Genomic DNA, 12737 nt, shown 5'->3' with positions numbered 1-12737 from the left:
CTAGAGCCTGAGGTCGGCGGCTTCGCGGGGCAGCATGCTCTTGACGTCGAAGATCACCGCGCCCGCCTTGCCCAGCGCGCGGATCTTCTGCGGCCCCAGCTGCGCGAACTGCTCGTGGGCCACCGCCAGCACGATAGCGTCGTAGGTCCCCGCCGGCGGCGCTTCGATCAGGTCGAGGCCGTATTCGTGCCGGGCGTCGGTGGCCGCGATCCAGGGGTCCCAGACGTCGACCTGGGCCTCGTAGTCCTTCAGCTCCTGGATGATGTCGATCACCCGGGTGTTGCGCAGGTCCGGGCAGTTCTCCTTGAACGCCAGACCCATCACCAGCACGCGGGCGCCCTTCACCGGCGTGCTGCGCCGGATCATCTCCTTGACCAGCTCGCGCGCCACATAGCCGCCCATGCCGTCGTTGATCCGTCGCCCGGCCAGGATCACCTCCGGGTGGTAGCCCAGGTCCTCGGCCTTGAAGGTCAGGTAGTAGGGATCGACCCCGATGCAGTGGCCGCCGACCAGGCCGGGGCGGAACGGCAGGAAGTTCCACTTGGTGCCGGCCGCCGCAAGCACCTCATGAGTATCCACGCCCAACCGATTGAAGATGAGGGAAAATTCGTTGATCAGCGCGATGTTGAGATCGCGCTGGGTGTTCTCGATCACCTTGGCGGCCTCGGCCACCCGGATCGAGCTGGCGCGATGGGTGCCCGCCTCGACCACGGTCGAATAGAGGGCGTCCACGAAATCGGCGGCCTGCGGGGTCGAGCCCGCCGTCACCTTGACGATGTTGGCCAGCCGGTGATGCGGATCGCCCGGATTGGCCCGCTCGGGGCTGTAGCCGGCGTAGAAATCGCGGTTGAAGACGAGGCCCGAGACCTCCTCCACCACCGGCACGCAGTCCTCTTCCGTCGCGCCCGGATAGACCGTGGACTCATAGACCACGACCCCGCCCCGGCCGATCGCCCGGCCGACGGTGCGGCTGGCGGCCATCAGGGCGGATAGATCCGGCCGCTTGTGGCGGTCGATGGGGGTCGGGACGGTGACGACGAAGACGTCGCAGCCGGCGAGGTCGGCCTCGTCGGCGCTGAAGCTCAGCCGGCTGGCGGCCTTCAGCTCGGCCTCGGACACCTCCAGCGTGCGGTCGCGCCCGGCGCGCAGCTCCGCCACCCGGCCGGGATCGATGTCGAAGCCGATGACCTCGTGCTGGCCCGCGAACGCCACGGCCAGCGGCAGGCCGACATAGCCTAGGCCCAGCACCGCGATCTTCGTCGGGGCCTGGGTGAAGGGGTTCAACAGCATCGGGGTCTCGGTGGTGGAAGCGACGGCGCCGTCACTAGCACGGTTTCGGTTGCGACCGGGAAGCGGCCTCGACGCTCGACCGGCGCGCCTATAGTGAAGGTCGGGTGCGCCGGACCCCGATCTTGATCGCCGCCCTGCTGGGCCTCGCCGCCTGCGCGACGCCTCAGGTCAATGGCGCGTCGGCGCTGGCCGGCAAGCAGCTCGAGGACGCGATTGGCCTCTACGGCCCCTGGGACCAGTCGCTCACGCTGGATGGCAAGCCGACCTACGTCTGGCGACGCCACGCCGTGCAGAACGGCGTCGACTACTATTGCGAGATGCGGGTCGAGATGGGGTTCCGCCACACCGTGGGACGGGCCTTCATGAGCGGCTATCCCGTGGCCTGCGCGCTCTTCAGCATCCACTACGAGGGCCGCAGCAAGTAGCCGGCCGCCGGAGCCACCTGGCCGGCGACGAGCGAAGCCCTACTGCCGGGCCATTTCCGCCAGGCCGACCGCCTCGCCGTCGAGCGCCTGGTCCTCGTCCATCACCACCGTCACCTTGCGCAGGCCACCGGTGAAGGCGAACGGCGCCGGATAGGGCCCGACCGGGCTGCTGCGACCGCGGCCGATGTCCAGGCCCGACCAGGAGATCAGGGTGGCGAAGCCGGCGGTGGTGTGCAGCGTTCCGGCGGCCTCGCCATCCACCGTCAGCGTGAAGCTGCGGCCGTCCGGGCCCTGACGCACTGCGACGCCCAGGCGGCGCGGCCCGGGCGCGAGCGGCCGCTCGGAGCTCACCGTCGTCCGCTGCCCGCCGATGTTCAGCGTGTGATGCAGCCGCCCGTCCTGCACGAAGAGGCTGTAGCCGCTGGTGGCGTCGCCGTGGGCGATCAGCACGCCCTCCGCGCCACCAGTGGGGATCACCGCCTCGGCCTCGATCCGGTAGGAGCGGCTGCGCACGTCGGGGGCCACGTCGGTGGGCAGGTGGCCCATGCCGGCATGGAAGACGAAGCGCTTGCGCAGGCCCTGGAAGCGCGCGGCGTTCTCCGCGAACCGCGGCCCGAAGCGGTCGTCCAGCGGCAGCACCTTGCAGGCCTCCGCCTGCGCCCACCAGGCCTCCACCAGCGCCTTCAGCCGTTCGGGCTCGGCCTGCGCCAGGTCCTCGGTTTCGGAGAAGTCGGCGTCGAGGTGGAAGAGCTCCCAGCGGTCGGCCTCGAACGGCGTCCCCGGCGGGTGGTAGGCTACCGCCTTCCAGCCGTCGCGCCACAGGCCGCGGTGGCCGAACATCTCGAAATACTGCGCCCGGCGGCGCGGCGGCGCGGCGGGATCGCTCAGGCTGGCGGCGAAGCTCTCGCCCTCCAGCGGCATCTGCGCGACGCCGGCGATCGTCTCCGGCGGCGAGATCCCCAGCAGCTCCAGCAGCGTCGGGACCAGGTCGCTGGCGTGGGCGAACTGCGGCCGGATCTCCCCGCGCGCAGCGATCCCGTTCGGCCAGCGCACGACCAGCGGGTCACGGATGCCGCCGCCGTGGGTGTTCTGCTTGTAGCGGCGCAGCGGCGTGTTCGAGGCCATCGCCCAGCCGTGCGGGAAGTTGGAATGGCTGTCCGGGCCGCCGATGTCGTCGAGCTTGGCGAGTTTCTCCGCCAGCGGCTCGGCCTTCAGGTTGTAGGGGCCCATGGCGTTGACGAAGCCGCTGAGGCCGCCTTCCTGGCTGGCGCCGTTGTCCGACAGCACCAGGATCAGGGTGTCGTCGGCCACCCCGGTCTCCTCCAGGAAGGCCACCAGCCGGGCGAGCTGGCGGTCGGCATGGTCGAGCATGCCGGCGAAGGCGCTCTGCAGGCGGGTGGTCACCTTCTGCTCGTCGGCGCTGAGCTCCTCCCAGGCGCGGACCCCGTCGTTGCGCGGCGGCAGGCGGGTGTCGGCCGGAACGATCCCCAGCGCCTTCTGCCGCGCCAGCCGGCGTTCGCGCTCCACGTCCCAGCCGCCGGCGAACACCGGGTCGTAGCTCTCGATGATCTCCTTCGGCGCCTGGTGCGGCGCATGGCAGGCCCCGAAGGCCAGCCACAGCAGCCACGGCGTCTGCGGCGCGTCGGCCATGTGGTCGGCCAGGTAGCGGATGGACTCGTCCACCAGGTCGGCGGTCAGGTGGTAGCCGTCGGCGTAGCCGCCGGGTGGATCGATCGCCGTGTTGTCCCGCACCAGCTCGGGCGCGTACTGGTCCGTCTCGGCGTCCATGAAGCCGTAGTAGCGGTCGAACCCGCGGCCCAGGGGCCATCCGTCGAAGGGCCCGGTCGGCCCGGACTCGGTCAGCGACGTCACGTGCCACTTGCCGACCATGTAGTTGCGGTAGCCGTGCGGGCGCAGCATCTCCGGCAGGGTCCCCGCCTCATGGGCGATCTTGCCGCGGTAGCCCGGGTAGCCGCTGTCGAAGTTGGCCAGGCAGCCCATCCCCACCGAATGGTGGTTGCGCCCGGTGAGCAGCGCCGCGCGCGTCGTCGAGCACATGGCGGTGGTGTGGAAGCCGGAATAGCGCAGGCCGCCGGCCGCCAGGGCGTCGATGGTCGGCGTGCGGATCGGCGAGCCGTAACAGCCGAAGTCCGAGAACCCCACGTCGTCGAACAGCACCACGAGGATGTTCGGCGCACCCTTCGGGGCCTGCGGCTTCGGCGGCCAGTAGGGCGTGGAGTCGGCCAGCGTCCGCCCGATCTTCGCCTGGGTCATGATCCGCGCCTCGCCGTCAGCCCGTGCTGCTGCATCCGCCACTTGAGCTGGTCGAACCGGTCCTGGCCGAAGAAGGCCTCGCCGCCGAACACCATCATCGGCACGCCCCAGTGGCCGGCCGCCCGCTGGGCGACCTGGTTCTCCTCGACCACCGCGGCGTAGCGGTCCGGCGCGGCGTCCACCGCCGCGGCCATCTCGGCGAAGTCGAGGCCGGCGCGCTCGGCGGCGCGGGCCAGGTGGTCGCCCTCCTGCCAGTCGTCCACGTCGCCGCTCCAGATCACCCGGCTGGCCTCGACGAGGAAGGCCAGGCCCCGGCCGCGCTCGGCGGCGGCGACGCCCAGGTGGGTCAGGCGATGGATCCAGGGCTGAGCTTCGGGATAGCGGCCGTCGGGGCCGCGCTGCACGGGGTCGGGCCGCGGCCAGCGAAACGGCAGGCGCAGGAAGGCCGCCTCCCGGAACACGTCGGTCATGAAATAGGGCAGCCAGAGCGGATCGCGGGTGTCGAAGAACTCCGGCGTGCGCACGGCCAGCGGATAGACCGGGCGCACGCGGCACGCGACCTCGTGCTCCGCCTCCAGCGCCAGCAACCTCGGGGCGACCATGTAGGAATAGGGCGAGCGGAATGACCAATAGAGGTCGTAGTCGAGCGGCATCTTCCCGTGACTCCCTCGGCCGTGGCTCTTTCGGCGCCGTGGCGCCTTGGCCCAGTCCGGGCGCCACCCTAGGATGTCGGCCCGGCTCCGGCGACGCCGCCATTCCCCAGGATGGGTATTACGGCCGTAGTTTGCGCCTGGCGGGATGGCCCCGCCTGCCCCCACCTTTGCCGCCGGAGCTTGGCCCGATGACCCGCCAGACCTGCCGCCGCGCCGCCGCCAGCCTCGCCGCCGTGGCCGCGATCCTCGGCGGCTTCCGCGGGCCGGCGCTCGCCGCTGATCCGCCGGGCCTGGCCCACCCCGATCGCTGGCCTGCCGCCCACAGCCGCGGCCTGACGGACCCGAAGACCGAGGCCTTCGTCACCGGGCTGATGGCGACGATGAGCCTGGAGGAGAAGGTCGGACAGCTGATCCAGGCCGACATCGCCAGCATCAGGCCGGAAGACCTGCGGGACTATCCGCTGGGGTCGATCCTGGCCGGCGGCGACAGCCCGCCGCTGGGGGCGCCCGACCGCTCGCCGGCCGCAGCCTGGCTGGCCACCGCCCGCGCCTTCCGGGCCGTGTCCCTGGAGACCCGCCCCGGCCACACGCCGATCCCGGTGATGCTCGGGGTGGACGCCGTGCACGGGAACAACAACGTCGTGGGCGCCACGCTCTTTCCGCACAACATCGGGCTGGGCGCCATGCACGACCCGGCGCTGATGCGCCGCATCGGCGAGGCGACCGCTCAGGAGACCGCCGCCGCCGGCATCGACTGGGCCTTCGCCCCGACCCTGGCGGTGGTGCGCGACGACCGCTGGGGCCGCACCTACGAGGGCTATTCGGAGGATCCGCAGCTCGTCGCCGCCTACGCCGGCCAGATGGTCGCCGGCCTGCAGGGCGCGCCGGCGACCTGGCCCGCGCTCCAGGCCGGGCACGTGGCCGCATCGGCCAAGCACTTCCTCGGCGACGGCGGCACGGACAAGGGCAAGGACCAGGGCGACAACCTGTACGACGAGTCCGAACTCGCCCGCCTGAACGCCCCGGGCTACGTGGCGGCGATCGAGGCCGGCGCGATGACCGTCATGGCCTCCTACTCGAGCTGGCAGGGCGTCAAGATGCACGCCAACGCCAGCCTGCTCACCGGCGTGCTGAAGCAGCGGATGGGCTTCGACGGCTTCGTGGTCAGCGACTGGAACGCCCTCGGCCAGCTGCCGGGCTGCACCAACGAGAACTGCCCCGCGGCGATCAACGCCGGGATCGACATGGTCATGGCCCCCGACACCTGGAAGGGTCTCTACCGCAACACCCTGGCCCAGGCCCGGTCCGGCGAGATCCCGATGGCGCGCATCGACGATGCGGTGCGCCGAATCCTGCGGGTGAAGGCCAAGGCCGGCCTGTTCGGGCCGCGCCCCTGGGAAGGCCGGCTCGACACCCTCGGGTCGCCGCAGCACCGCGCCATCGCCCGCCAGGCGGTCCGCGAGTCCCTGGTGCTGCTGAAGAACGAGGGCTCGGTGCTACCGATCCGCGGCTCGGCCCATGTGCTGGTGGCCGGCGACGGCGCCGACAACGTCGCCAAGCAGGCCGGCGGCTGGACGCTCAGCTGGCAGGGCCAGGGCAACACGCCGGGCGACTTCCCGAACGCCCAGTCGATCTGGTCGGGCCTGCGCGAAGCGGTCCACGCGGCCGGCGGCATGGCCGAGCTGAGCCCCGACGGATCGTTCCGGCGCAAGCCCGACGTGGCGGTCGTGGTGTTCGGCGAAAACCCCTACGCCGAATCCCGGGGGGACCTGGCGACGCTGGAATACCAGCCGGGCGCCAAGACGGACCTCGCCCTGCTCAGCAAGCTGAAGGCCCAGGGAATCCCGGTGGTGGCGGTGTTCCTGTCCGGCCGGCCGCTGTGGGTGAACCCGGAGCTCGCCGCCGCCGACGCCTTCGTCGCCGCCTGGTTGCCGGGCAGCGAGGGCGGCGGGATCGCCGACGTGCTGGTCGGCGACGCCAAGGGCCGGGCGCGCCACGACTTCACCGGCCGTCTTTCCTACGCCTGGCCGAAGTTCGCCAGCCAGACGCGGTTGAACCGCGGCGAGCCGGGCTACGACCCGCTGTTCGCCTCCGGTTACGGCCTCAGCTACCGCCGTCCCGCCGCCCTGCCCGCACTGCCGGAGGTCCCCGGCTCACCCGGCGGGGCGGACCCGGTTCCGGCCGCCGGCCCCCGTCCATAGGATCGCCTCGGCCGGGTTTCGCCGACCGGCGTTTTCCGGGCTCCGCAGGCGACAGCCCTGAATAACCGGTTATGCCACCGCCCTGCGGCCCACCCCAGGTTGTCTGGCCAAGCTTGGGCACGCACCGCTTGACGTGCGCGCCCAAACCGACAAAAGCACCGCCACTCTCGCGAGGCGTCATCGTGTCCCACTTCGGAATTCGTCTCCTGGCCGCGGCCCTCCTCGCCGCGACGGTCACCGGGTGCGGCAAGCCCTCGGGGCCGCCGCCGCAAGGTCCGCCTGAGGTCGGCGTCGTGGTCCTGCAGCCACAGCCGGCGGCCATCCAGACCGAACTCCCAGGCCGGACGAGCGCGGTCGAAACCTCCGAGGTGCGGCCCCAGGTCAGCGGCCTGATCGAAGGCCGCCTCTTCACCGAGGGCTCCACGGTCAAGCGCGGCCAGCTGCTCTACCAGATCGACCCGGCGCCCTACCGCGCCGCCTTGGCCCAGGCGAACGGCCAGTTGGCCAACGCGCGGGCCATGCTGACCACGGCCCGGCTGAAGTCCGAGCGTTACGCCGACCTGGTCAAGATCAACGCCGTCAGCCGCCAGGAGGCCGACGACGCCGCCGCCGCCTACGGCCAGGCCTCCGCCCAGGTGCAGCAGGCGCAGGCGGCGGTGGACAGCGCGCGCATCAACCTCGGCTACACCCGCGTCACGGCCCCGATCTCCGGTCGCATCGGCCGCTCCACCGTCACCCGCGGGGCCCTGGTCACCGCCAGCCAGGCCAGTGCGCTGACCACCATCCAGCGGCTGGACACCGTCTACGTGGACATCAACCAGTCCGCCGGTGAGCTGCTCGCCCTTCAGCGCAGCCTGCGGTCGGGCAAGATCGCGCCCGGCTCGGTGACGGTGCGGCTGCGCCTCGAGGACGGCAGCGATTACGACCGCACGGGCGTGCTCGCCTTCTCGGACGTCACGGTCGACGAGAGCACCGGCGCGGTGACCCTGCGCGCGGTCTTCCCGAACCCGGCCGCGGCCCTCCTCCCCGGCATGTACGTCAAGGCCGTGGTGCCGCAGGGCGTGGTCCCAAGCGCCATCCTCGCGCCCCAGGTGGGCGTCACCCGCGACGAGCGGGGCCTGCCCACGGCCATGGTGGTCGACGCCCAGGGCAAGGCGCAGCAGCGGACCCTGACCACCGGGCCGGCGATCGGCGACAAGTGGCTCGTCACCTCCGGCCTGTCGGCGGGCGACCGGCTGATCGTGGAAGGACTGCAGAAGGTGAAGGCCGGCGCCCCCGTCCACGCCGTGCCGGCCGGATCGCCCCGCGCTGCGCCCGTCATGGCCGCCAAGTAGGCCCGCCCGATGTCCCGCTTCTTCATCGACCGGCCGATCTTCGCCTGGGTCATCGCCCTGGTGATCATGCTGGCGGGCGCGCTCGCGGTCCGCACCCTGCCGATCGCCCAGTATCCGGACATCGCCCCGCCCGCGGTCACCATCAACGCCACCTATCCAGGGGCGTCCGCCGAGACGTTGCAGAACTCGGTGACCCAGGTGATCGAGCAGCAGCTGAAGGGCCTCGACGGCCTGATCTACTTCTCGTCGAACAGCAGCTCCAGCGGCCAGGTGACCATCACCGCCACCTTCAAGGCCGGGACCAATCCCGACATCGCCCAGGTGCAGGTGCAGAACAAGGTCCAGGCCGCCACCCCGCTGCTGCCGCAGCAGGTGCAGCAGCTGGGCGTCACGGTCGCCAAGACCCGCACCAACTTCCTGCTGATCGTCGCGCTGTCGGATCCCACCGACCGCTACACCAACTTCGACATCGCCGACTTCATCGTCAGCAACCTGCAGGACCCGCTGTCGCGGGTGGACGGCGTCGGCGCGATCCAGACCTTCGGCGCCCAGCACGCCATGCGCATCTGGCTCGATCCGTTCAAGCTGACCAACCTCAAGCTCAACCCGGGGGACGTGCAGGCGGCCATCCAGGCGCAGAACACCCAGGTCTCCGCCGGCCAGATCGGCGGCCTGCCCGCCCCGCCCGGCCAGCAGCTGAACGCCACCGTCACGGCGCAGTCGCGGCTGAAGACCGCCGACGACTTCCGCAAGGTGATCGTGCGCAGCGCGGCGAGCGGCGGCCTGGTCACCGTCGGCGACGTCGCCCGCGTCGAGCTCGGCAGCGAGAACTACGATGCGATCAGCCGCCTGAACGGCCACCCGGCCGCCGGCGTCGCCGTCCAGCTCGCGCCCGGCGCCAACGCCCTGACCACCGCCGATGCGGTCAAGGCGCGGGCCCAGGAGCTCGCCTCCACCTTCCCGCCCGGGGTCAAGCTGTCGTTCCCGGTCGACAACACCACCTTCGTGCGGATCTCGATCCACGAGGTGATCAAGACGCTCGCCGAAGCCATGGTGCTGGTGGTCATCGTCATGTTCGTCTTCCTGCAGAACTGGCGCGCCACCCTGATCCCGACCATCGCGGTCCCGGTGGTGCTGCTGGGCACCTTCGGCGTGCTGGCGGCCTTCGGCTATTCGATCAACACCCTGACCCTGTTCGCCGTCGTGCTGGTCATCGGCCTGCTGGTCGACGACGCCATCGTGGTGGTCGAGAACGTCGAGCGGCTGATGGCCGAGGAAGGCCTGTCGCCGAAGGCGGCGGCCCGCAAGTCCATGGACGAGATCACCGGCGCCCTGACCGGCATCGCCCTGGTGCTGTCGGCGGTGCTGGTGCCGATGGGCTTCTTCGGCGGCTCGACGGGGGTGATCTACCGCCAGTTCTCGGTGACCATGGTCTCGGCCATCGTGCTGTCGGTGCTGGTCGCCCTGGTGCTGACGCCGGCGCTCTGCGCCACCCTGCTTAGACCCCACAAGCCGGACGCCACGCCCCACCAGGGCCTGTTCGGCGGCTTCAACCGCGCCTTCGACGCCGGCCGGGACCGCTACGAGCGGGGCCTTGGCTCGGTCATCGGCCGGCCGCGCGCGGCGCTGGTGGTCTATGGGGTGATCGTCGCGGCCATGGTGCTGCTGTTCGTGCGCATGCCCACCGGCTTCCTGCCGGAAGAGGACCAGGGCGCGATGTTCACCCAGGTCACCCTGCCCGTGGGCGCGAGCCAGACCCGCACCCTGGAGGCCCTGCGCGCCGTCGAGCACCACTTCCTCGTCGATGAGAAGGACAACGTCGGCGACCTGTTCACCGTCGCCGGCTTCAACTTCGCCGGCGCCGGCCAGAACTCCGGCATCGGCTTCATCAAGCTCAAGGACTGGGACGTCCGCAAGGGCGCGGCCAACCGCGCGCCGGCCGTCGCGCAGCGGGCCATGCAGAAGCTGTCCAGCGTCCGCGACGCCCAGATCTTCGCGGTGGTGCCGCCGGCCGTGCAGGAGCTCGGCAACTCCACCGGCTTCGACCTGCAGCTGGAGAACCGCGGCAACCTCAGCCACCAGGACTTCCTGGCGGCGCGCAACCAGCTGCTCGGCATGGCGGCGCAGGACCCGACCCTCGTCGCGGTGCGGCCCAACGGCCATGACGACACCCCGCAGCTGCACGTCGACGTCGACACCGCCCGCGCCGGCGCGCTCGGCCTCAACCAGGCCGACATCAACAGCACGCTCAGCGCCGCGTGGGGCGCGACCTACGTCAACGACTTCATCGATCGCGACCGCGTGAAGCGGGTCTACATGCAGGGCGACGCGCCGTTCCGCAGCAAGCCCGACGACCTGTTCTCCTGGAACGTGCGCAACAACGCCGGGACGATGACGCCGTTCTCCTCCTTCGCCAACATCGGCTGGACCTACGGCCCGGCCCAGCTGCAGCGCTACAACGGCCTGCCCTCGTTCGAAATCCAGGGCCAGGCCGCGCCCGGCAAGAGCTCGGGCGCGGCCATGACCGCCATGGAGAAGATGGTCGCCAGGCTGCCGCCCGGCGTCGGCTTGGAATGGACCGGGCTGTCGCTGCAGGAGCGCGCCTCCGGCGCCCAGGCGCCGATGCTCTACGGGCTCTCGATCCTGGTGGTCTTCCTCTGCCTGGCGGCCCTCTACGAGAGCTGGTCGATCCCGGTCGCGGTGCTGCTGATCCTGCCGCTGGGCGTGGTCGGCGCCCTGCTCGCGGCCAGCCTGCGCGGGCTCTACAACGACATCTATTTCCAGGTCGGCCTGCTGACCACCATGGGCCTGGCCGCCAAGAACGCCATCCTCATCGTCGAGTTCGCGGTGGACGCCCGCAAGCGCGGCGTCGACATGGTCGAGGCGGCGATCCACGCCGCGCGGCTGCGGCTGCGGCCGATCCTGATGACCTCGCTGGCCTTCATGGTCGGCGTGTTCCCGCTGGCGATCTCCACCGGCGCGGGCGCGGGCAGCCAGAACGACATCGGCACGGGCGTGATCGGCGGCATGCTCTCGGCGACCATCATGGCGCTGGTGTTCACCCCGCTGTTCTTCGTGCTGGTGCTCCGCTACGCGCCGAGGAAGCGCGGCGAGGTCGAGCCGCCGGCGGGCGGGCCGGCCGTCGAGGGGGCCCAGCCATGATCCGCCGCCTTTCCGCCGTCCTGGTCGCCACCGCCGCCCTGGTCGGCGGCTGCTCGCTGGACCCGGCCTATCGGCGTCCGGCCGCCCCGATCCCGTCGAGCTGGCCGCAGGGCGCGCCCTACGCCGCGCCCACCCCAGGCGCCGTGGCGGGCCCGGTCGACTGGCGCGGCCTGGTCGCCGATGCCAAGCTCGCCGCCCTGATCGACACCGCCCTGGCCGACAACCGCGACCTGCGCGCCGCGGTCGCCAACGCGCAGATCGCCCGCGCCCAGTTCGAGGCGCAGCGCAGCCTGCTGTTCCCGACGCTCGACGCCACCGCCTCGGCGAACTACGTCCGCACGCCCTTGCCGGGCGGCGGCCACCAGAACGTCCGCACGATCTCCGCGGGCCTCGCCGTCAGCGCCTACGAGCTCGACCTGTTCGGCCGCCAGCGCAGCCTTTCCCGCGCCGCCTTCGAGCAGTACCTCGCCACCGACGAGGGTCGCCGCGCCGTCCAGCTCAGCCTGATCGCCGAGACCGCCACCAGCTACCTGACGCTGGCCGCCGACCGCTCTTTCGTCACCCTGGCGCTGTCGACCCGCCGCAGCGCCGAGGAGTCCCTGGCGCTGACGCAGCGCCGGTTCACCGCCGGCGTCGCCTCGCAACTCGACGTCAGGCAGGCCGAGACCGTGGTCGAACAGGCCCGCGCCGACGCCGCCCGCTACGCCATCGCCGCCGCCCAGGCCAAGAACGCCCTGGACCTGGTGGTGGGCCGCACGGTCGACGAAGCCCAGACCCCGGCCGGTCTTGAGGAGGTCGCCTCGAGCTTCCGGCCGATCCCGGTGGGCGTGCGCTCCGACGTCCTGCTGGCCCGGCCCGACGTGCTGCAGGCCGAGCATCAGTTGCGCGCCGCCAACGCCGACATCGGCGCGGCGCGGGCCGCCTTCTTCCCCAGCATCACCCTGACCGGCGCGGCCGGCGGGGCGAGCCCGGCGCTCTCCAGCCTGTTCCGGGGCGCGAACGCCAGCTGGAGCTTCACGCCCAGCGTCGTGCTGCCGATCTTCGCCGGCGGCCGCAACCGCGCCAACCTGCGCGGCGCCCGCGCCGCCAAGGACTTCGCGGTGGCGCAGTACGAAGGCGCCGTCCAGGCTGCGTTCCGCGACGTCGCCGACGCCCTGGCGGGCCGCGGCGGCCTGGCCGAGCAGCGCACCGCCCAGGAGGCCCTGGTGGTGGCCGCCGCCGACGCCCTGCGCCTGTCCACCGCCCGCTACGAGCGCGGCGCGGACACCTACCTCAACACCCTGGACGCCCAGCGCGTCCTCTATGCGGCGCAACAGGGCGCGGTCGCGGTGCGCCTGAACGACCTGGCGAACGTCGTCACCCTCTACCGGGCGCTCGGCGGCCGCACGGAATAGCGCG

At 71.8% G+C, this 12737-nt stretch carries 8 protein-coding genes; 5 read left to right on the top strand and 3 right to left on the bottom strand.

Annotation, left to right across the window (positions count from 1 at the left end; genetic code table 11):
* Window positions 1-1290, bottom strand: a complete 1290-nt coding sequence (locus DJ021_RS13960; RefSeq protein WP_111458128.1) for a nucleotide sugar dehydrogenase — start codon at window positions 1288-1290, stop codon at window positions 1-3.
* Window positions 1291-1394: 104 nt separating this feature from the next.
* On the opposite strand from DJ021_RS13960, the gene DJ021_RS13955 reads away from it, so the two are divergent.
* Window positions 1395-1715, top strand: coding sequence for a hypothetical protein (locus DJ021_RS13955; protein WP_111458127.1), 321 nt, complete (start codon window positions 1395-1397; stop codon window positions 1713-1715).
* A gap of 39 nt (window positions 1716-1754) precedes the next feature.
* Here the strand turns inward: DJ021_RS13955 and DJ021_RS13950 are convergent, their stop codons facing one another.
* Together DJ021_RS13950 and DJ021_RS13945 are read right to left on the bottom strand one after the other, a co-directional pair.
* The gene (locus DJ021_RS13950; RefSeq protein WP_111458126.1) at window positions 1755-3989 is read right to left on the bottom strand and encodes a sulfatase-like hydrolase/transferase; all 2235 of its coding nucleotides are present in this window, start codon (window positions 3987-3989) and stop codon (window positions 1755-1757) included.
* Complete coding sequence (locus tag DJ021_RS13945; RefSeq protein WP_111458125.1) at window positions 3986-4642, bottom strand: 2-hydroxychromene-2-carboxylate isomerase; 657 nt, start codon at window positions 4640-4642, stop codon at window positions 3986-3988. Before DJ021_RS13945 ends, DJ021_RS13950 begins: the two co-directional genes overlap by 4 nt.
* 188 nt (window positions 4643-4830) lie before the next feature.
* On the opposite strand from DJ021_RS13945, the gene DJ021_RS13940 reads away from it, so the two are divergent.
* The 4 genes from DJ021_RS13940 to DJ021_RS13925 all read left to right on the top strand — a co-directional run bounded on the left by DJ021_RS13940 (window position 4831) and on the right by DJ021_RS13925 (window position 12733).
* Complete coding sequence (locus DJ021_RS13940) at window positions 4831-6843, top strand: glycoside hydrolase family 3 protein (RefSeq protein WP_111458124.1); 2013 nt, start codon at window positions 4831-4833, stop codon at window positions 6841-6843.
* 182 nt (window positions 6844-7025) lie between these two features.
* Window positions 7026-8177 carry an efflux RND transporter periplasmic adaptor subunit gene (locus tag DJ021_RS13935; protein ID WP_243626029.1) on the top strand — a complete coding sequence of 384 codons (1152 nt, stop codon included), beginning with the start codon at window positions 7026-7028 and terminating at the stop codon, window positions 8175-8177.
* A 9-nt stretch (window positions 8178-8186) separates the two neighbouring features.
* Window positions 8187-11339, top strand: coding sequence for an efflux RND transporter permease subunit (locus DJ021_RS13930; RefSeq protein WP_111458122.1), 3153 nt, complete (start codon window positions 8187-8189; stop codon window positions 11337-11339).
* Window positions 11336-12733 (top strand): efflux transporter outer membrane subunit, encoded by a 1398-nt coding sequence (locus DJ021_RS13925; RefSeq protein WP_111458121.1) that lies wholly within the window; start codon window positions 11336-11338, stop codon window positions 12731-12733. The genes DJ021_RS13930 and DJ021_RS13925 overlap by 4 nt, the downstream gene beginning before the upstream one ends.
* The last annotated feature ends 4 nt before the right edge of the window (window positions 12734-12737 follow it).

Source organism: Phenylobacterium hankyongense (genome assembly GCF_003254505.1).
GTDB classification, from domain to species: domain Bacteria; phylum Pseudomonadota; class Alphaproteobacteria; order Caulobacterales; family Caulobacteraceae; genus Phenylobacterium; species Phenylobacterium hankyongense.
Note: the sequence above shows the minus strand (reverse complement) of the source record. Positions and strands in the feature narration are given on the sequence as shown.

Coding starts and splice junctions, on each gene's coding strand:
- DJ021_RS13960 (WP_111458128.1), bottom strand. CDS start 1,290: ATGCTGTTGAACCCCTTCACCCAGGCCCCGACGAAGATCGCGGTGCTG.
- DJ021_RS13950 (WP_111458126.1), bottom strand. CDS start 3,989: ATGACCCAGGCGAAGATCGGGCGGACGCTGGCCGACTCCACGCCCTAC.
- DJ021_RS13945 (WP_111458125.1), bottom strand. CDS start 4,642: ATGCCGCTCGACTACGACCTCTATTGGTCATTCCGCTCGCCCTATTCC.
- DJ021_RS13940 (WP_111458124.1), top strand. CDS start 4,831: ATGACCCGCCAGACCTGCCGCCGCGCCGCCGCCAGCCTCGCCGCCGTG.
- DJ021_RS13930 (WP_111458122.1), top strand. CDS start 8,187: ATGTCCCGCTTCTTCATCGACCGGCCGATCTTCGCCTGGGTCATCGCC.
- DJ021_RS13925 (WP_111458121.1), top strand. CDS start 11,336: ATGATCCGCCGCCTTTCCGCCGTCCTGGTCGCCACCGCCGCCCTGGTC.